Annotated in this window: 17 protein-coding genes; 2 read left to right on the top strand and 15 right to left on the bottom strand. The window is 56.5% G+C overall.

All coding sequences use genetic code 11. From position 1 onward, the window contains the following. Nucleotides 1–8: 8 nt before the first annotated feature. The 13 genes from NCHU2750_RS21535 to NCHU2750_RS21475 form a co-directional block, all read right to left on the bottom strand. Nucleotides 9–1,685 (bottom strand): hydantoinase B/oxoprolinase family protein, encoded by a 1,677-nt coding sequence (locus tag NCHU2750_RS21535; RefSeq protein WP_119943835.1) that lies wholly within the window; start codon nt 1,683–1,685, stop codon nt 9–11. Beyond that, complete coding sequence (locus tag NCHU2750_RS21530) at nt 1,675–3,729, bottom strand: hydantoinase/oxoprolinase family protein (protein ID WP_119943834.1); 2,055 nt, start codon at nt 3,727–3,729, stop codon at nt 1,675–1,677. Before NCHU2750_RS21530 ends, NCHU2750_RS21535 begins: the two co-directional genes overlap by 11 nt. 149 nt (nt 3,730–3,878) lie before the next feature. Then, nucleotides 3,879–4,664 carry an amino acid ABC transporter ATP-binding protein gene (locus NCHU2750_RS21525; protein ID WP_119944306.1) on the bottom strand — a complete coding sequence of 262 codons (786 nt, stop codon included), beginning with the start codon at nt 4,662–4,664 and terminating at the stop codon, nt 3,879–3,881. Nucleotides 4,665–4,687: 23 nt separating this feature from the next. After that, the gene (locus NCHU2750_RS21520; protein ID WP_119943833.1) at nt 4,688–5,401 is read right to left on the bottom strand and encodes an amino acid ABC transporter permease; all 714 of its coding nucleotides are present in this window, start codon (nt 5,399–5,401) and stop codon (nt 4,688–4,690) included. A gap of 12 nt (nt 5,402–5,413) precedes the next feature. Continuing rightward, entirely contained in the window at nt 5,414–6,319 is a 906-nt protein-coding gene (locus NCHU2750_RS21515) for a dihydrodipicolinate synthase family protein (RefSeq protein WP_162939743.1), read from the bottom strand. 69 nt (nt 6,320–6,388) lie between these two features. Further along, entirely contained in the window at nt 6,389–7,165 is a 777-nt protein-coding gene (locus NCHU2750_RS21510) for an ABC transporter substrate-binding protein (RefSeq protein ID WP_162939742.1), read from the bottom strand. A gap of 249 nt (nt 7,166–7,414) precedes the next feature. Further along, nucleotides 7,415–8,836, bottom strand: coding sequence for an FAD-binding oxidoreductase (locus tag NCHU2750_RS21505; RefSeq protein WP_245480466.1), 1,422 nt, complete (start codon nt 8,834–8,836; stop codon nt 7,415–7,417). A 94-nt stretch (nt 8,837–8,930) separates the two neighbouring features. Continuing rightward, nucleotides 8,931–9,827: a dihydrodipicolinate synthase family protein gene (locus NCHU2750_RS21500; protein WP_119943830.1), complete on the bottom strand. Its 897-nt coding sequence runs from the start codon at nt 9,825–9,827 to the stop codon at nt 8,931–8,933. Between the two features lie 69 nt (nt 9,828–9,896). Beyond that, the gene (locus NCHU2750_RS21495; protein WP_119943829.1) at nt 9,897–10,988 is read right to left on the bottom strand and encodes an ABC transporter ATP-binding protein; all 1,092 of its coding nucleotides are present in this window, start codon (nt 10,986–10,988) and stop codon (nt 9,897–9,899) included. Between the two features lie 71 nt (nt 10,989–11,059). Continuing rightward, nucleotides 11,060–11,872: an ABC transporter permease gene (locus NCHU2750_RS21490; RefSeq protein WP_119943828.1), complete on the bottom strand. Its 813-nt coding sequence runs from the start codon at nt 11,870–11,872 to the stop codon at nt 11,060–11,062. Next, nucleotides 11,872–12,699: an ABC transporter permease gene (locus tag NCHU2750_RS21485; RefSeq protein WP_245480465.1), complete on the bottom strand. Its 828-nt coding sequence runs from the start codon at nt 12,697–12,699 to the stop codon at nt 11,872–11,874. Before NCHU2750_RS21485 ends, NCHU2750_RS21490 begins: the two co-directional genes overlap by 1 nt. A gap of 47 nt (nt 12,700–12,746) precedes the next feature. Next, nucleotides 12,747–13,817, bottom strand: coding sequence for an ABC transporter substrate-binding protein (locus tag NCHU2750_RS21480; RefSeq protein WP_119944303.1), 1,071 nt, complete (start codon nt 13,815–13,817; stop codon nt 12,747–12,749). 488 nt (nt 13,818–14,305) lie between these two features. Next, a complete protein-coding gene (locus NCHU2750_RS21475; RefSeq protein WP_119944302.1) occupies nt 14,306–15,169 on the bottom strand; it encodes a LysR family transcriptional regulator in 864 nt (287 codons plus the stop codon). Nucleotides 15,170–15,280: 111 nt separating this feature from the next. Between NCHU2750_RS21475 and NCHU2750_RS21470 the strand changes: the two genes are divergently transcribed. Beyond that, entirely contained in the window at nt 15,281–16,495 is a 1,215-nt protein-coding gene (locus NCHU2750_RS21470; RefSeq protein ID WP_119943827.1) for a pyridoxal phosphate-dependent aminotransferase, read from the top strand. Beyond that, nucleotides 16,492–16,926 (top strand): RidA family protein, encoded by a 435-nt coding sequence (locus NCHU2750_RS21465; protein WP_119943826.1) that lies wholly within the window; start codon nt 16,492–16,494, stop codon nt 16,924–16,926. The genes NCHU2750_RS21470 and NCHU2750_RS21465 overlap by 4 nt, the downstream gene beginning before the upstream one ends. A gap of 167 nt (nt 16,927–17,093) precedes the next feature. On the opposite strand, the gene purU is transcribed toward NCHU2750_RS21465, so the two are convergent. Then, a complete protein-coding gene (gene purU, locus NCHU2750_RS21460; protein ID WP_119943825.1) occupies nt 17,094–17,978 on the bottom strand; it encodes a formyltetrahydrofolate deformylase in 885 nt (294 codons plus the stop codon). A 56-nt stretch (nt 17,979–18,034) separates the two neighbouring features. Next, nucleotides 18,035–18,925: a bifunctional methylenetetrahydrofolate dehydrogenase/methenyltetrahydrofolate cyclohydrolase FolD gene (folD, locus tag NCHU2750_RS21455; RefSeq protein ID WP_119943824.1), complete on the bottom strand. Its 891-nt coding sequence runs from the start codon at nt 18,923–18,925 to the stop codon at nt 18,035–18,037. Between the last annotated feature and the right edge of the window lie 23 nt (nt 18,926–18,948).

The following is an 18,948-nucleotide window of genomic DNA, read 5'->3' as shown; positions in this document are numbered from 1 at the left end:
ACTCCCCGTTATTTCCGATAATGCTCGTCGATGAACTCGGCCGAGAACTTGCCGCTTTCCAAGTCTTCCTTCAACAGGTCCTGGCTGCGGTTCTCGGGCTTGCCATAGCCGCCGGCCCCGGGTGTCTCGATGATGGCAGCCATCGCCGGCGTCAAACGGATCCGATTGGCTTTGGAAGGGAGACTTTCTTCGCCGCCCACGCCGTCCAGCTTCAAGAACCTGCCCGGCGCTCCTGCCGTTCCACCGAAAATGCCCCATGGCTGATTGCGAAAACGTTCGCCAACCCCATTGAACTCGCAGTCATGGTCAACCGGTCGGATCATTCGGCGAATTCCAAGACCGCCGCGGAAACGCCCCGCCCCACCGGAATTCTCGACCAGTGCGTATTCCTCGACACGCAGAGGATATTCGATCTCGATCGCCTCGACCGGCAGGTTGGATGTGTTGGTGATGTTCACCTGGACACCATCCTTACCATCCTTGGTCGCGCGGGCACCCATGCCCCCTCCCAAGGTTTCGAGGTAGATATACTGCTTGCCACTGCGCGGGTCGATTCCGGCGAATACCGCGCTCGTATTGGCACCGTTGGCGGCGCCGATCGCCTGATCGGGAAGAGCTTTCGCCAACGCCCCGATGACGACGTCCACGACGCGCTGGCAGGTGTTCGCCCGCAGCGCCACCGATGCCGGAGCTACACAGTTCATGAACGAGCCCAGCGGCGCCTTTATCTCAATTGCGTCAAAGATGCCTTGATTGTTTGGAACCTCGGGATCGAGCAGCGCCTTCAACGAATAGCAGACAGCGGACTGTGTTGCATTGAGTGTCAGATTGAAGTTGCCAGGTACCTGCCTGTCGGTTCCTTCGAAATCGAAAAGAATCTTCTCACCGGACTTACGGATGACGAGATTGATCTTGATGTCTTCGGTACCCGCGCCGTCGTCGTCCATGACGTCGGAGAATGCATATTCTCCGTCCGGCAGTTTGGTGATGGCGGCGCGCATACGCAGGTTGGTGCGCCGAATAATGTCGTCGAACACCGCCTCCATGTAGGAAGCACTGTGCCGCGCGATAAATTCCTGCAGACGCCGTTCACCAAGGCGCGCAGCGGCAATCTGCGCGTTGAGATCGCCCTTACGCTCCTCAGGCAGGCGCATATTGAGGAGCAGGACGCGCATCATGTCATCCTGCAGAACCCCTTTGGAAAAAAGGCGAACGATCGGAATACGCAGGCCTTCCTTGTAGATCTCGTCCATGCCGCCCGACATGGAGCCTACCGCCGCGCCACCAACGTCTGCGTGGTGAACAATGTTGGCCACGAAGCCAACCAAACGCCCGTCTCCGAAAACGGGCATAGCGAGATTGATGTCGGGAAGGTGTGTGCCGCCAGCAACATGCGGATCGTTGCCGATGAAGACATCACCGGGCGCGATCGTGTCTCCGTACTGGTCGAGGATGTGCGTCATGAGACCAGCCATCGAAGCCAGGTGGATCGGCAGGGCGTGTTCCGCCTGGACGACGAGCCGTCCCTGGGCGTCGGCGATAGCGGTGGAATGGTCGTGCCGCTCCTTGATGTTGGTGGAAAACGCACTGCGCATGATCGTCAGGAAGCATTCGTCGGTAACCGACTTCAGGCCATTCCAGCTGATTTCAAGTGCGATTGGGTCAAGGCCGATCTTATTGAGCATCGTCGATCTCCAGAATGAGGCTGAGCGCCGGGTCGACAGTCAGGCTGGCCCATGGCGGCACTACGGTTGTGGTGTCGAATTGCGTGATGATTGCGGGCCCCTGCAGGCGAACGCCAGGCTCCAGGGTGTTGCGTGGGTAGATGGGCGTCGAGACCGGAGCATGTTCGTCGAACCAGACATCGTGGTATTCCGAGGCCTTTGCCGGACCAACCGGCTGTTCGGCCGTCGGCGTGATCTGACTAAGACGCGCCACCGCCTTCATGCGCACGTTCATGATCTCGATCGGCGCTTCGCGATCTACGTGGCCATAGCTACGTTGGTGGGCTTCGAAAAACGCCTCACGAAGAGCCTGCGTGTCCGGCAGCCGTGGCTCGTCGCCCGGCTGACCAAGCGTTACGGGAAGCTCATAGTTCTGGCCAACATAACGCATGTCCAGTGTCAGCAGTCGGTAGGCACCTTCGGCGCCGTCCGCTTCCAATCCGATCCAAGCTTTTGCTTGTCCATCCAATTGCTGCACCGCATTTTCGATCGGTTCCAGCGAACCATCAAGCGGGGTACGGCAAGTGAAGACGAAGTTCTCCTGCAGGTCCGCCTCGATCAGGCCTTCAGCGCACAGGATGCCAGGGGCAATCGGCACGATGATGCGCTTGATGCCGAGCGATCTTGCAACATCAGCCGCATGCAGACCGCCTGCGCCACCAAATGGCATCAGAGCGAAATCGCGTGGGTCGTGGCCCTTCTGCGTGGAAACTGCGCGGATCGCTCGAGTCATGTTGGATGAAACGATTCCGCAGATACCAAGCGCGGCCTTGATCAACGGAATGCCGAGCGGCTTTGCGATCGTCTCGATCGCCGCGACTGCCTTGTCGCGATCAATCATCAAGCCGCCACCGGCAAGCGACGCCGGAAGACGACCGAGAACAACGTTCGCATCCGACACCGTCGGCTTGGTACCGCCTTTGCAGTAGCAGGCAGGGCCAGGCACGGCGCCTGCACTTTCAGGGCCAACCTTCATCAAGCCGTCTGGGCCGATATGGGCGATCGATCCACCGCCGGCACCAACCGTGTGGATATCGACCATGGGCAGGCGGATGCGGAAGCCGGCAATGTCACGAACGTGGGCGATCTCCGTCTCGCCGTCGCGGATCAGGCAGACATCCGTACTGGTTCCGCCGATATCGAGCGTGATGATGTCGCCGATGGACGATTTGCCGCCAGCAGCGGCCGCGCCAACAGCACCGGCTGCCGGGCCTGAGAGCGCCGTGCGGACCGGGAATTCCAGCGCCCTGTCGACAGACATAAGGCCACCGCTGGACTGGAATATGCCGAACTTGGCGTTGGGAGCGACTTCGCTAATTGCACCTTTGAGCCGCTCCATATAGCGGCCGACTTCCGGTTGCAGAAAGGCATTGATCAGCGTCGTGGAGAACCGCTCGAACTCACGAAACTCGGGCTGAACTTCGCTCGAAATCGATACATAAACGTCGGGCATCTCTGCACGAATGGCCGACGCAATACGCTGTTCATGGACTGGATTGAGGAAAGAGAACAGCAGGCAGACTGCAATGCTTTCAACCTGTGGCGCCGCCTTGAGTTCGGCAACCAGGCGCGCGATCTCTGCATCCGTCAATTCAATGACAATTTCACCCTTGGATCCGATACGTTCGGTCACCTCAAGCCGATTGCTGCGCGAGACGAGAGGCGCGGGCGCATCTTCCTGCAAGTCGTAGATCAGAGGACGAACCTGCCGCCCGATCTCCACAAGATCTCGGAAGCCCCTTGTCGTTATCAGCCGGATCGCCGCGCCACGGCGCTGCAATAACGCATTGGTTGCGACGGTCGTGCCATGTGCGAAGCGGACGATATCCTCACCGGGAATGCCGGTTTTTTTCTGGAGTTCCTTCAAGCCTTCCAGGATAGCTCGAGAGGGGTCGTCCGGGGTGGATGGCCGCTTGTGAATATGTGCCGCACCGGTCTTGAGATCCCGTGCGGAAAAATCCGTAAACGTCCCGCCGACGTCCACACCGACAATCCAGTCAGCCATTTGCTTTCTCACTTCCGATTCCTAAAGCCCAGGGTGGGCCACTTCGATTTTCAGTATCCATATTGAATACTGAAAATCAACTGAAAGTATGACGCCGATTTGATTTTCAGGCATTCATTTCGCCCTCAATCATTTGCAGCCGTCTCGAACTATTGATGCGACGCTGCTGCCACGCCTGTCAGGCCAGCCAGAAACTTCTTGCAGCGGTCCGTTTCCGGCTCGAACAGCACCTTGCTCGACATCCCCTGCTCTACGATTTGTCCCGCCTCCATGAAGATGGTTCGATCCGAGGCATGACGCGCAAAATCCATCTCATGGGTGGCGATCAGCATCGTCATCCCCGAATCTCGCACTTCCCGTATGACGTTGAGGACTTCCTGCACCGTTTCCGGGTCCAGCGCCGATGTCGGCTCATCGAAGAGCATGATCTTCGGCTCCATGGCCAGCGCTCTGGCAATGGCAACACGCTGTTGTTGTCCACCAGACAACTGACGCGGAAAGTTTCCCGACTTGTCAGCCAGCCCGACGCGGGCGAGCAGTTCCATCCCCTTCGCACGAGCCTGTTCCGCGCTCTGTCCCCGAACAAGTCGCGGGCCGGATGTCACGTTCTCAAGTGCAGTCATGTGCGGGAAGAGATTGAAGCTCTGGAAGACCATGCCGATGTCTTCACGCTGACGCGCAAGAATCTTTTCCCCGAGTTTGCGTCGGCCGGATGATGTCGTCTTGGCACCGATCTCTTCATCACCAACCTTGATCGTGCCCGACGAGATGGTCTCAAGCGTATTTATGCAACGCAAGAGCGTGCTCTTTCCAGATCCGCTGGGGCCGATCAAGGCGATGGCCTGCCCCTTCTCGACCGACACCGAGACACTCTTGAGGGCGACATAGTGACCGTATGCCTTCACCACATCGCGAAGCTGCAAGAATGAATTCATATTCTGGGTTTCCGTCACCATGATTACACCGCTGTCGTGTTGGTTTTGTCCGACTTTTGCGCTCCTGCATCGGAGAACCATTTGGAGTGACGCCTTTCGAAGGCATTCTGCAGAAGCGTCCAGATCGCAGTCACACCGAGGTAGTAGAGCGTTGCCACAGACAGGGCTTCGAGCACCCGGAAGTTGACCTGCGTAAGGTTGTCGGTGGCACGGAACAGTTCCGTCATGGAGATGACCGATACCAGCGAGGTGTTCTTCAACTGCCGGACGAACTCGTTGCCAAGTGGCGGTATCGCAATACGCAGTGCCTGCGGGAAGATAATCCACCGCATGATCGTGAACGGTCGCATTCCAACCGCCTTGGAAGCCTCCCACTGCGCCGTCGGTACGGCAGAGAGCGACGATCTTATGATCTCGGCAACGTAGGGACTTTCCGACAGCATAAGGCCAATAATCGCGGCTTCTACGACTGACAGCCTGATGCCCATCTGTGGCAAAGCGCTGTAGAGGAATACCAGCTGGACAAGAAGCGGTGTCGCGCGAAAGAACGCGACGTAGCCTTGATAGAAACCGCGTGTCAGAAAGCTGTCGATCCGGCCGATCAGCGCAACGATTGTTCCCAGCACGATGGCCAGGAACAGCGTCAGCAATGTCAGCCAGATCGTTGTCCACAATCCAGTCAGGATGGCCGGATGCACAAGATTGTGGAAGAACACAGACCAATCCCAGACTTTCATGGTTTCTCTCCGTTATGCGGCCGGCGGAAGCGGCTTTACGCCGGAAGCATCGAGAACGGCTTTCAGACGCTCGCGAAGATCGGCAGGCGACGATGCCAACGGCTCGCGCGGGTTGCCGAGCGGCAAGCCACGAATTTCCGATCCAGCTTTGGCGAGCGGGACATAACCGTTGAGCAGCATGAAGTTCAGAATTGGCCACAACCTATCCCAAACCTTCAGAGCAGCGTTCCAGTCCTTATCCACGGAGATGCGGTCGTAGAGTTCGACGCAAAGTTCCGGGATGAAGGTCGAGGCACCGATAATCGAGCCAGGGGCTCCATGCGCAAGCACCGCCAATAGGGCCGGATCGCATCCTGCCAGGACGGTCGGGGCATCGGGATTGGAGAGCATCCGCATGGTACGCGTGAAATTCTGCGGGCTGTCCTTGATATGCGATACGAGACCGTCTCGCTTGAGCGTCACCATCTGATCTTCGCTGATGTCCAGACGCGTGATCGAAGGGGTATCGTAGTAGATAATCGGACCGCCGGCGATCTTCACCACCTTGTCGAGAAAGCGCTGCACGTCGACGAATTTCAGGCTGTCAAAATAGGGCGTGAGGACCAACATCTGATCGACGCCGACATCACGCGCATGCCGGGCAAGGTCCAGGGTATCCCGGACGTTGTTCGATCCCACTTGCGCGACCACATCCATCTTGTCGCCAGCCGATTCCACGGCGATCTCGTAAAGACGCTTGCGCTCTGCAACGGAAAGTGCGGGATGCTCGCCAGTCGATCCGCTTGCCACCACGGCATGGATGCCTGCATCGCGCTGCGAGCGGATCAAGCGAGCATAGGCCGCTTCGTCGATGGACGAGCCGTCGCCGGTGAAAGGGGTGAGAATAGCACTGATAATGCCTTTAAGTTCGCTTTTCATGGGTCTAACCTTGTTGCTGGAAGTGTTAGGCCGACGACCAATCATCGTCGGCCAACCAATGGAGTCGGGCTATTTGAGAGCGGCGCTCTCGATGCCCCACTGTTTCAGGACGGCATCGTAGGACCCGTCAGCCTTCATCGCGGCCAGTGCGTCTGCCACGAGCTTCGCCAGAGCCGGATTATTGGTCTGAAAGCCGATGCCGAGCGGGGTCGGGCTGATGCCCGTCGCCACCTTTTTCAGGCTGTCGTTCTTGGTCATGTAGTAAGAGATGAGCGAGTCCGTTGCGATGAACCCTTCAACGCTGTCATTTTCCAAGGCTCTGATAGCTACCGGCTGTGTATCGAATGCCTGTATGCCTACGGCGGGCTTGCCTGCGGCCTCGCATTTGGCGCTCGTGTCCTGCAGGACCTTCAGCGAACCGGAACCCTGGAGGACACTGACCGAATGGCCACATAGCCCGTCCAAACCTTGGATACTTGACGTCTTCTTCGTCATCACCGTCTGGCTGGCCTGGATGTAGGGCACCATTTTGATGGCTTGTTCGCGCTCCGGCGTAATATACATAGCCGCGCAGACCATATCGAAGCGATCGGCCTGGAGTGCAGGGATCAGCCCTTTGAAATCAAGGCTGATAAATTCAGGCGTGGAGCCGAGCTTCTTGGCGATTGCACCACACATTGCGACATCGACGCCGGTCGGCTTCTGGTTGTCGTCGTAGAAGCCCCAGGGCATTTGGGTCAGCGACGTGCCGATCCGCAAGTTTTTCGGCGCGTCCTGAGCAAAGGCGCTCGGTGATGCGAAACCGATAAGAAGTAATGATAGTAGACCTGCTTTAAAGATTCTCATGGCATTCCCCTTTTTTCGTCTTTCAGTGTCCATTATGGATTCTGAAAATACTGGCATTTAACTGCTTGCGCTGGGCCGTGGATGTCTCCTTGGTTCGCGCAGAAGGGCATTGCCGGCAGGTCGAAGACCGGCCGGAACCTGCTTCGCCTGAGCAGGCGAAGAGATTGAAAATCAGTTCTGTCGGTTAGCCGGATGATTGACGGCCGGATTAGGCCAGGTCATCCAGAGGTCTATTCAGAGATAGACACGTTATTCTGGCAGTATACGACCCGGATTCATAATGTTGAGCGGATCGAAATACGCTTTGATCCCCTTCATCATTTCCAGCTCAATTTCGGACTTGTAGGTTTTCATTTCAGCGACGTGCAGCGCTCCGATCCCATGCTCGGCGCTGAAGGTTCCATTCATGTCTGCTGCGATGTCGTAGATGGCCTTGTAGACATCCTTGCGCATCTGAGGTTGATCGGCAATCGCATCCCAGCGGGACTTCTCGAACATCACGTTGTAATGCAGGTTGCCATCACCGACGTGGCCGACAATTGCGATTTCGGCTTGAGGAAAACTTTCGTCAACCTTGGATTTCGCAATCTCAATGAACCGTGGAATATCGCCGATCGGCACCGCTACGTCATGCGACATGCCCATGCCATATTTCTTATGGGATTCTGTCACGGAGTGCCGAAGCTTCCAGATCGAAGCACGCTGAGTCTCATTCGCGGACACCAGTACATCGACAATCTGGCCACTTTCCATCGCCTCACCCAGGACGTCCTGCAAGCGCTCGGCAATGTCGGTCTCCCCATCAGAAGTGATATCAACGAGGAGAAACCAGCTGATGCTCTGATCGTAAGGCACGCTGAGGTCCGGCATCATTGTCTTGACAATCCGCACTTCGCTGCCGGAGATGAGTTCCATCGCAATTATGGACGTATCAAAGGCGCGGCGTAGCGGCTCGGTAAAGGCCGTCAAATTGGCGATATCATCAAACGAGATGAGGGCCGACGTCAGGTGCCCAAGGCTCGGGAAAATCTTCAGAGACACTTTCGTAATAATGCCGAGCGAACCTTCTGCACCAATGAAAAGATGCTTCAGGTCATAGCCTGTATTGTTCTTGCGAAGCGTTCGCATGCCGTTCCAGATGCGCCCATCGGGCAGCACAACCTCCATGCCAAGCACCAGGTCCCGTGTATTGCCATAACGCAGAACGCTAGTGCCACCTGCATTGGTGGAAACATTGCCGCCAATCTGACAGCTGCCTTCAGCACCAAGGCTGAGGGGAAAGAATTTGTCGACCTTGGCAGCGGCCTCCTGAATATCAGCAAGAATGCAACCTGCTTCGGCTGTAATCGAAGCATCGAGCGGATCAATCGACAAGATGCGGTTCATGCGGGACAGAGAGAGTACGATCGAGCGTCCCGAGGCGTCTGGGACAGCGCCAAGGCACGTACTCGTGTTGCCCCCCTGGGGAAATACCGAGATGTTGTGCTTGAAGCAGATCGCTAGGACATCCGAGACTTCCTGGGTGTTCCCGGGGAGAGCCACACACAATGCGCTACCACGCGCACGGCCCCAGAAGTCTTCCAGGAACCCTTCGGCGTCATTCCCTGTCCTGATATTCTTGGGGCCGAGCAGTGCTTCGATCTCGGCGACGACCTGCTTTTCGATGTCCATCTTTCACTTCCATTCGGCAGACTTGCCGGGCACGCATTCTTAAAACATTGCTGACGGTGGAGAAGTGTGGCGGCCGAAGCCGCCAGACGACCGCTTAAATGGAAGCCTCGAGAGCGAGCATTTCCGGCAGCATCTTCTGCAGTTGCGCTTCAGTCTCTGCACTCGCACTCAGCAGCGGCAGGAATGGTTCGCCGCAGGGACGGCCGAGAATGCGCAGCGCGGCCTTCAGCGGCACCGGATTGTGTTCCGAGTAAAGAAGCTTGAGGAACGGTCTAATCTTGGCATGCAAAGCCAGCGCATCTGCCGTCTGGTTCGCCTTGCCGAATTCGGTGATCTTGTTCCATACCTTGGGAATGATGCACGATGAGGCAAAGAATCCCCCCTTCGCACCGGCAGCAAGGTGCAGAGGGTAAGCATCCTCGTCACCAGAGAGGATCGTGATCAGATCGCCTGCCGCCTCGATTACCCGCATCTGGAGGGCTGCGTCCGCATTGCAGGCCTTCATCGAGCAGATGCGCGTCGTCTCGCCCAGGGCCTGCACGGTTTCGGCAGTCAGCGACACACCTGTGCGATAGGGGAACTCGTAAAGCATCAGGTCGGCATCAAGCGTGTCGGACAGTGCCTTGAAATAATCGATGATCCCTTGCTGCGTCGGACGAACGTAAAATGGCGTGGTTACCAGCAGACCATCTACGCCGGTTTCCAGGATTTTCTTGCCGGCATCGATTGCTTCGCCAAGACCTGGAGCCAACAGACCGGCAACCACCGGGATTGCACCGTTGACAGCTTCAACGGTCGCGCGGGCCATGTCGAGTTTCTGTTTGCCACTGAGAGAAATATACTCCCCCGTGCCGCCGATCGGCGCCACCGCGGCCGCGCCGTTGGCGACCAAATAGCGCGCAAGCTCGGCAACTGAAGCTACGTCTACATTCCCATCCTTGATGGGAGTCGGTGTCGCCGTGACGATACCGGAAAGATTCTTGATATCCATAATCTGTCTCCAAAAGTCTGGCTCTCGTGGCGAGAGCAAAATCCCTGCCTGGGCTGCGCCTGGGCGTGTTTATTTTTCGTCCTGCAGAACGACGATGTCCTTGGCTTCCCACTGCAGGTCGATGGCGTCACCGACCTTGTAGCGGCTCTGAAGCGGCAAGGATGTCAGCTTCAACTTGAGGATAGTTCCATCCGACAACTCGACGGCAAGAGTCGTCATGCTTCCGATGAAAGATACACCAGCGACACGGCCGGATGCTGTTTCCGCGGCGCTTGAAATACCACCTGCCGCGGCTACCGTTCTCACACGCTCCGGACGCAACATGACCTGACAGGACTGGCCGACGGCAACCTTGGCTTCCGACGGCAAGGCGAGCGTGTAGCCGGTCTGAAGACGCAGACGACCACCTGCCTCAACGGTCCCTGAAAAGAGATTGGACTCTCCGATGAACTGAGCCGCAAACTTGTTGACCGGGCGGAAATAAAGATCGTCCGGCGTACCAAGCTGGACAATCCCGCCATTGTTCATAAGGCAGATGCGATCCGACATGTTCAGGGCTTCTTCCTGGTCATGCGTCACGTAGATGAACGTAGTACCGATTTCCCGATGTAGCGTCTTAATCTCATCCTGCATTTGTTCGCGCAGGTTCTTGTCGAGAGCTCCCAAAGGCTCATCCATCATGATGATGGAGGGCGAGTAGACAATACAGCGGGCAATGCCGACACGCTGCTGCTGACCGCCGGACAATTGCTTCGGCTTACGATGCTCAAAACCGGCAAGGCCCACGCGTTTCAATGCGTCTGTCACCTTGTCCTGTATCTCGGCTTTGGCGGCACCACGTACCTTCAGGGGGTAAGCAACATTTTCGAAAGCCGTCATGTGCGGCATTAGTGCGTAGTTCTGGAACACCATGCCGATACCACGCTTGCGTGGCGGCGCATCGGTAATATCCACTCCGTTGAGCAGTATCTTGCCGGATGTAGCGGCGAAAGCTCCGGAAATCATGTTGAGTAGCGTGCTTTTTCCTGATCCGGACGGACCGAGAAGCGTAAGAAACTCTCCTTTCTTGACCTCAAGCGTGGTCGGCCGAAGAGCAAGGAATGTTCCAAACTCCTTAGAGACTTCCTGCAACTCAATCATATTCTGTTCGTTAGTAGCCATAGTGTCTTCCTTGGCGCACGATAAGCTTGAAGGCTTGGGCGCAATTCCTTTGGGTCACGCGGCCAATCGCGTCAGGCTGGTGTCTCAGTCTTCTTCTGCAGCAAAACATTGATCATGCAGACGACGAGCGAGAGCGCCGTGAGAATGGTAGATACGGCAGCGATGACCGGCGAGATTTCCCACTGGATGGCGCTGAACATCTTGACGGACAACGTCGTCGTGTTCGGTCCGGCAAGGAACCAGGAAATCACGACTTCGTCGAAAGAGATGAGGAATGCGAACAGCGCCCCTGCCCCGATCGACGGATAAAGTTGCGGGAGGACAACGGTCATCATCATGCGGAACCTCCCCGCTCCCATAAGCATCGCGCCGAATTCCAAATTGGCGTCCAGCTTCTGTATCCCGGCGCTGATGATGACCAGCGTATAGGGAAGTACGAACATCGTATGGGCAATGATAAGACCTACCGTTGTGCCCGTCAGCCTGAGGTAGGAGAAGTACAGATAGACGCCAAGAGCAAAGACCACCGAAGGAATGACCAGCGGGCTCATGATCAATCCGATCAGCAATTTCTTACCGAGAAACTCGAATCGGACGATTGCATAGGCCGCGGGTACGGCAATGATCGAAGAGATGATCGTCGTTGCAAAGGCTACGCGCAGGCTGAGCAGCAAAGGCTGCATCCAGGCTTCGCTTGAAAAGAAGATGCGATAAAGATCAAGTGAATAGTGCTTCGGCGGAAAGCTGAGTTCATATTGCGAGCCGAACGACACGGGGATGACGATAATGCTCGGCGCGAGCAGGAAAATGTAGACCAGCACCGCCAAAACCGTCCCAAGCCATCGATAAGCGGTCTTGCGTTCATCCTTGATATGACCAGCCATCAGCGTACTCCCTGCTGTTTGCCGCGCAAGAGCATTGCCGGTACGGCGAATATCGCAACCAAGACAAAGAGGATCACGCCGACCGCCGATGCCACGTTCCAGTCGAGAACCTCGCGAGTGTAGAAATCAACGAGATTGGCCAGCATCAGATCCTGTTTTCCGCCCAGCAGCGCAGGCACGATGAAGAAGCCGAGCGACATGACGGCTGCGCTGAGTGCACCGGCCAGCACACCAGGAGCGCTCAAAGGAAGCGTGACGGTGAGAAAAATCCGAGAAGGTTTTGCGCCCATGATCTCGGCAGCGCGATAGAGCGCCGGATCGATCGCCAAAAGGCTGGCGAGTACGGGGAACACGACGAGCGGCGTCAGATAATTGGTCATGCCCACCATGACACCGATCCTGTTGAAGATCAAAGGAAGCGCGATATCGGCTCCGCTTGCCCACGACAGGAAACTATTGATGATACCGTCACGCCCAAGAATAATCGTGAAGGCATAGCTTTTTACAAGGATACTTGTCCAGAACGGCAGAAGCACCAGGATCATCAGCGCAGCGCGTCGACGTGCGGGCTGTCGTGCCAGATGAAGCGCTACGATGTAGCCAAGAACGACGCTGAGCAGACCTGCAAGGAGAGAGACCTCGATGGTCGTTCTGGTCGCACGCAGAAACAGGCTGCTGCCAAGTATGCTGGCAAAAGCGTCGACAGACGTTCCGCCAGCAGTGCTGTTGTAGAAGATGAAGATGACAGGAACCAACGCCACCAGCAGCGAAAGTATCGCTGCTGGGGCAATGAATGGCCCAGCACCTCTGGATGCTATAACCGTCACTGAAATGTCCTTTAGGCTTTGTCCAGCGATTCAGGATCGTTGCTGGATCAACCGAGCAGCCATTCCTTGAAGCGACGCTCGGTGGCTTCGAGCTTGGTCGACCACCACTCGTCATTGATGTAGGCGTTGTTCTTTGCCTCGAGCTTAGGCAGCCATTCAAGCGATTCAGGCTTGAGCAACGAGTAGGCCTTGCGGCTGATCGGCGCCCCTCCCTTCGCTTCCATGCACGAGGCTTGGTATTCCGGCTTCATAGCAAAAGAGAGGAACTTGAAGGCATTTTCCTTGTTCGGAGCGCCCTTCAGTACGGCGAGATACTCGACACCGTTGAGGTTTTGATCGAAGGAGAAGCCGAGTTTGATGCCTTGGTCGCGATTGCTGGCCTGGATTCGGTTAGCATAAGTGTAGCTGAAGTCCGCTTCCTTGGTCTGCAACAGCGTCACGGTCTGCGGTGTCGCCTCCACCCACTTGGCAATAGATGGCTTGATCTTGTCGAGTACCGCGAAAGCACGATCGATATCGAGCGGATAAAGATCGGCTGGAGCTACACCGTCCCCTAGAAGGGCCAATTCGAGCGTTTCCATTGCGCGAGATCGGAGCGTGCGACGACCGGGGAAGGCCTCGGTGTTGAAGTAATCAACAAAGGTCTTCGGGTGCTTGCCATCCGGGAAACGCGCGGGATCGAAAGCAATGCCTCCGGCGAATGTGTAGAAGGGAACAAGCGTTTCCTTGGGCGCGAGCGTGAGGTCGGACTCGTCAAACAGGCCCGAAGGCAGCTTTTCCCAATATCCATTCGCCGCACCGCTGGCCCCCATGGAACCGGGCGCGTCAAAAACATCCCACTGTACGTTTCCGGTCATGACTTGCGCCTTGACCTTAGCCATGTCAGGCGTGTCGAGGATGGTAACGTTGATGCCGGTTTCCTTCATGAATGGCTTTACGAGGCCATCTTCCATGCCTTGGCGATAATTTCCACCCCAAGTGACAAGGACAAGTTCCTTCGTCGCAGCATAGCTTGCGCTGACGTAAGGTGCCGCCAGCACGCCAGCAGTAGCGATGCCAACCTTGCCAAGAAAATTACGACGATTGATCATGGGCAGATTCATGCGACGACGAGTCATTGTGTTCCCCTTTTTTCTCGATCGTGGATGTATTCACTGCCTGCAACTCGATGAGCTTACTCACCGACTGCAGCTTGAGCGTCTAAAAGACCTTTCTCATTGCAAAGCCGACTATCTTCCGCGGCACATCCACACGTGATGAGCTTTCACCTCCGGTCGAGTGTCATTTGCGTCGTTAGATATTCGACGGCCTGCACCTTCATTCGAACGCATGTCGCATCTCACGCGATGCGGGTAGCTGATCTGGGCGAGATCTGAACCGAGAGATTAAATCTCGCCGCCTCCTTTTCAGAATACTTTACGTATACCGAACTCGCTGTCAATGGCCTTCGTTAGCAAAATCTTTCTTTGGGTAGAGTTAGCCCCAGATGACCGAATGCAGGGTCGGAAATCCCGAATGGGTCCATCTTTATGATTAATTTACATACGGTTAAATTATTTCAGTAATTACTTATTTGCCTCATCCCCACGCGGAAACGCTTTCAATTTCAGGGAAAATCTTCACATGCTTCGACAAATGCTCGAATAGCAGCGATACGCGGACCGGAGTTGGCCCAGAGCACACCTAGATTTCGCGGCTCACTATCTTCCATCTGAAACTTCTGCAGTCGCAGTCCTTCCGGCCACGGGGGAGCCCAGTCGGGTACCAGCGCCACTCCGAGACCGCGGTCAACCAGCGCAGCTATTGCGTCCAATGCATCAAGCTCTGCCCATTCCCTGACAGTGAGCGAATGTCCGCGCAGATAGCGGTCCACAATCTGGCCGCCCCATTGGTTGCGGTCGTAGCGGATGAAGGGCTGCTCCGCGAGTGTCTTGTAGACGTCTTCAACTTGAAGATCAGCAGGCGCCAACAGCACCAGAGGCTCTTGCCGGATAGTACTCCACCCGAACGCCTTCGGGATCGGAAATTGAGGCTCGATGATCAAAGCCGCATCCAGTTCACCGGCCAAGACTGCATGATAGAGGTTCACGGACGAGCCGGGCTGGAGAAAATAGTCAATTTGCCGAAAACGTTCACTGAGGCTGGCTGTGATATGAGGGATAAGCCCCGTCATCGCAGTCGCCGTTGCTCCGAGGCGCAGCTGCCCACTCGGGATGTCCCCCGCCGCGATCGCTTGCAGATCGCGGGCGGCGCGCACGAGCGCGGGTCCGTGGCGCTGTACTGCCAATCCTGCCGCGGTCGGACGAACCGTGCGCCCTACCCGCGACACCAACTCCTGCCCAAGCTCGATCTCCAGCGCCTTGATGCGCTGGGCAACCGCTGCCGATGTCATATTCAAGCGTCGCGCCGCTTCAGCAACGGATCCGCATTCGGCAACAATAAGAAAGCTCTCCAGGAATTTCGTATCCATAAGAAACATTTTCTATCTTTTGAAGAAACTAGCAAGCGTATTTTTTTGCATTAAAACCCGACTACCGTAGATTATGGTCCCGCGGCCCGAACGCCGCGCAAAGGAGTTTTCATGACTATTCAAGCCAAATTCGAACGTATGGGCACCGATGCTGCGCCGGGCCAGGAGGTTCGCCAGCACGTTGACGGTATCGAGGCTTTATTGCGTGGCGAAAAGATCGCCGGGCGACAGGTCGATTTTTCCCACGGGGACGTCGATGCATTCACTCCGACACCGGGCTCGTTCGAAATCTTCACCGCCGGTGTGGAAGCTGGAGGCAAGCAGGCTTACACCGAATATCGGGGTGACATCTCGATCCGTGAACAACTCGCGCCGAGCATTGCAAAGTTCACTGGCGCACCAGTCGATGCTGCCGACGGAATGATATTGACCCCCGGCACGCAGGGCGCACTGTTCCTCGCCGTAGCGTCGACAGTCGCCCATGGTGACAAAGTGGCGATTGTACAACCGGACTACTTCGCGAACCGCAAGCTGGTGGAATTCTGCGAAGGGCAAATGATGCCTGTCGAGATGGATTACCTGAATGTCGAGGGCCGAGCCGGCCTCGATCGAGGCCAGTTGGAAGACGCATTCAAATCCGGCGCGAAAGTTTTCCTCTTCTCCAATCCGAACAACCCGGCAGGCGTCGTATACTCGCGCGAGGAAATTAGCGCGATCGCAGCGCTGGCCAGCCGATACGGTGCAACCGTCATCGTTGATCAGCTTTATTCGCGGCTTCTCTATTCCGGCGTCGACTATGCACATCTGCGCGCCGAAGCAATCGATGCCGAGAATGTCATCACTATCATGGGCCCGTCAAAGACCGAGTCGCTCAGTGGCTATCGCCTTGGCGTTGCTTTCGGTTCGAAGACGATCATCACACGCATGGAGAAGTTGCAGGCAATCGTCTCGCTGCGAGCCGGCGGGTATAGCCAGGCAGTCTTCCGGACATGGTTCAACGAGCCGGCAGGATGGATGGATCAGCGCGTTCGCGAGCATGAAGCCATTCGCGACGACTTGCTCAAGGTCTTCCGGTCCTGCAACGGTGTAACTGTCCGCACCACGGAAGCGGGCAGCTACATCTTCCCACAAATGCCGAAGCTTGTGGTCAGCGGTAAGGATTTTGTCCGCATCCTGCGACTGCAGGCTGGCGTCATTGTCACGCCGGGCACAGAGTTCAGCCCCTATTGCGACAGCAGCGTTCGCTTGAACTTCTCGCAGGATCATGCCGCCGCGATCGCAGCCGCCGAACGCCTCGTAACACTCGTCGATCGATATCGCGCATGACGGAGCGGCAAGGTAGAGATGCCTTGCCAGTACCGCAGGGGCTTTACGTCCCCGCGGTACGCCACGGCGACATGATTTTCACCGCCGGAATGACACCCCGCATCAATGGCGTCCTGCAGTTCGAAGGCATCATTCACGCTTCGGCCGAGCCAGCACAGCATGCCGATGCCGTGATTCTTGCTTGTGGAAATGCCTTATCGGCGGCGCAGGCGCAACTTTCGGCCGGCGAGCAGCTGTCCGCCATTCTGAGCCTGACGGTTTACATCGCTGCCGAGCCCGGATTTACGGCGCACTCGAAGCTGGCCGACTATGCCTCGCTTTTTCTTAGCGAGAAACTCGGTGAAAAAGCCATTGGATGCCGTGCGGCAATTGGCGTAGCGACATTGCCAGGCAACGCGCCAATCGAAATCCAATTGACCGCCTGTGTATAGCGCATAGCGTATCGCTCCGGAAACCTTAGCGCCCTTTCAGGAATGACACTGTCAGGCACGGTACTGGCACCAACTGTCATCGTCGCCGTATTTGACGGTCAACGAAAAACCCGGCCAGCCAGCTTTCACGAAGCGGCGGCCGGGCTATATGGCTTGCGCGACGACTGTCAGCCCATGCGTTCGGAAGCAAACGAACCAGGCGAGGCAGGGAAGACGATCGTACGGTTTCCATTGAGGAATACGCGGCGATGGATATGGGCGTGGATCGCGCGCGCCAATACCTGGCTTTCAACATCGCGGCCGAGCGAGACGTAGTCATTAGGGCTTTGCGCGTGCGTCACACGGATCGTATCCTGTTCGATGATCGGACCTTCATCGAGGTCTGCCGTCACATAGTGAGATGTGGCGCCGATCAGCTTCACGCCCCGCTCATAGGCTTGCTTGTAGGGGTTTGCACCCTTGAAACTCGGCAGGAAGGAGTGGTGGATGTTGATGATGCGCCCTGACATTTTCCTGCACATCTCATCCGACAGAACCTGCATGTAGCGTGCCAGTACCACGAGATCGGCTTCAGTTTCTTCAATGATGGCGATCTGGCGCGCCTCGGCCTCGGCCTTGTTGGCCTTCGTCACATTGATGTAGTGGAAGGGAATGTCGTGGTTCACGACGACCTTCTGGTATTCCAGATGATTGGATATGACCGCGACGATATCGATCGGCAATGCTCCAATCCGCCAGCGATAAAGGAGATCGTTCAGGCAATGGCCGAAGCGGGAGACCATGATCACGACCTTCATCTTTTCGGTCTCGTCATGGAAGGCATAGGTCATGCCGAACAATTTAGCCGTTTCAACAAATCCTTCGCGCAGCGATACGATATCGCTTCCGGTCTCCGACTGAAAGCTGATGCGCATGAAAAACTTACCGGTTTCGCTATCGTCGAATTGCGAGCTATCGGTAATGTTGCAGCCTTGCTCGGCAAGATAGGTGGTGATCGCGGCAACGATACCCCTCTTTGAAGGGCAGGTAACTGTCAGGAAAAACTGGCTCATTGGAACTCCTGGTATATGGTCAGGCATCGGCCGCATGCGGCTGCAATATGTCTGGATCAGGCCGTGAGGCCGGCGGGTTCGGGAAGATTATGGGACCGGCAGCATGCTGTAAGCGTGTTGGCCAGAAGGCAGGCAATCGTCATAGGTCCGACACCGCCAGGTACCGGAGTGATTGCATCGGCCACTTCCGCTGCGCTTTCGTAATGCACATCCCCGACAAGCTTCTTCCTGCCATCGCTTTCGATGCGGTTGATGCCGACGTCAATGACGGTCGCGCCCGGCTTTATCCAAGCGCCCGTTATGATTTCGGGGCGGCCGACCGCCGCTACCACGATATCTGCAGCACGAACGATGGACTCCAATTCGCGACTACGGCTGTGAGCGATCGTTACGGTGCAGTTGTCGCGCAACAAAAGTTGGGCCATCGGCTTGCCGACGATATTTGATCGCCCAACGACAACTGCATTCAGACCGTCGAGTTTGCCGTGATGGCTACGAAGCAACATCAGACAACCGAGCGGTGTGCAGGGCACCATTGCCTTCTGGCCGGTACCGAGAAGCCCCACGTTGGATATGTGAAATCCGTCTACGTCCTTGGCAGGATCAATGGCGTTGAGAACCTTGTCACTGTTGATATGTCCCGGCAATGGAAGCTGGACAAGAATTCCATGAACGGCAGGATCCGCGTTCAGTGTATCGATCAACGCAAGAAGTTCTACCTCAGGCGTAGTATCGGCAAGCTTGTATTCGAAGCTTGCCATACCGCATTCACGGGTCTGTTTGCCTTTGTTTCGCACATAGACCTCGGAAGCCGGGTCCTCGCCGACGAGAACCACCGCCAGACCAGGCGTTATCCCGTGATCAGCCTGAAGGCTTGCCACACGACTGGCCACATCCCGTCGCACCGTCTCGGCAAAAGCCTTACCGTCGATTTTAGTCGCAACCATCCGAACTCACCCCTTTCGCCACG

This window comes from Neorhizobium sp. NCHU2750 (assembly GCF_003597675.1).
In the GTDB taxonomy this organism is placed as follows: domain Bacteria; phylum Pseudomonadota; class Alphaproteobacteria; order Rhizobiales; family Rhizobiaceae; genus Neorhizobium.
Note: the sequence above shows the minus strand (reverse complement) of the source record. Positions and strands in the feature narration are given on the sequence as shown.

Bases quoted from the DNA above. Each gene is read 5' to 3' on its own strand.
- NCHU2750_RS21470 (WP_119943827.1), top strand. From the start codon at position 15,281: ATGACTATTCAAGCCAAATTCGAACGTATGGGCACCGATGCTGCGCCG.
- NCHU2750_RS21490 (WP_119943828.1), bottom strand. From the start codon at position 11,872: ATGGCTGGTCATATCAAGGATGAACGCAAGACCGCTTATCGATGGCTT.
- NCHU2750_RS21475 (WP_119944302.1), bottom strand. From the start codon at position 15,169: ATGGATACGAAATTCCTGGAGAGCTTTCTTATTGTTGCCGAATGCGGA.
- NCHU2750_RS21530 (WP_119943834.1), bottom strand. From the start codon at position 3,729: ATGGCTGACTGGATTGTCGGTGTGGACGTCGGCGGGACGTTTACGGAT.
- NCHU2750_RS21495 (WP_119943829.1), bottom strand. From the start codon at position 10,988: ATGGCTACTAACGAACAGAATATGATTGAGTTGCAGGAAGTCTCTAAG.
- NCHU2750_RS21505 (WP_245480466.1), bottom strand. From the start codon at position 8,836: ATGGACATCGAAAAGCAGGTCGTCGCCGAGATCGAAGCACTGCTCGGC.
- NCHU2750_RS21535 (WP_119943835.1), bottom strand. From the start codon at position 1,685: ATGCTCAATAAGATCGGCCTTGACCCAATCGCACTTGAAATCAGCTGG.
- NCHU2750_RS21520 (WP_119943833.1), bottom strand. From the start codon at position 5,401: ATGAAAGTCTGGGATTGGTCTGTGTTCTTCCACAATCTTGTGCATCCG.
- NCHU2750_RS21480 (WP_119944303.1), bottom strand. From the start codon at position 13,817: ATGACTCGTCGTCGCATGAATCTGCCCATGATCAATCGTCGTAATTTT.
- folD (WP_119943824.1), bottom strand. From the start codon at position 18,925: ATGGTTGCGACTAAAATCGACGGTAAGGCTTTTGCCGAGACGGTGCGA.
- NCHU2750_RS21465 (WP_119943826.1), top strand. From the start codon at position 16,492: ATGACGGAGCGGCAAGGTAGAGATGCCTTGCCAGTACCGCAGGGGCTT.
- NCHU2750_RS21500 (WP_119943830.1), bottom strand. From the start codon at position 9,827: ATGGATATCAAGAATCTTTCCGGTATCGTCACGGCGACACCGACTCCC.
- purU (WP_119943825.1), bottom strand. From the start codon at position 17,978: ATGAGCCAGTTTTTCCTGACAGTTACCTGCCCTTCAAAGAGGGGTATC.
- NCHU2750_RS21525 (WP_119944306.1), bottom strand. From the start codon at position 4,664: ATGAATTCATTCTTGCAGCTTCGCGATGTGGTGAAGGCATACGGTCAC.
- NCHU2750_RS21515 (WP_162939743.1), bottom strand. From the start codon at position 6,319: ATGAAAAGCGAACTTAAAGGCATTATCAGTGCTATTCTCACCCCTTTC.
- NCHU2750_RS21510 (WP_162939742.1), bottom strand. From the start codon at position 7,165: ATGAGAATCTTTAAAGCAGGTCTACTATCATTACTTCTTATCGGTTTC.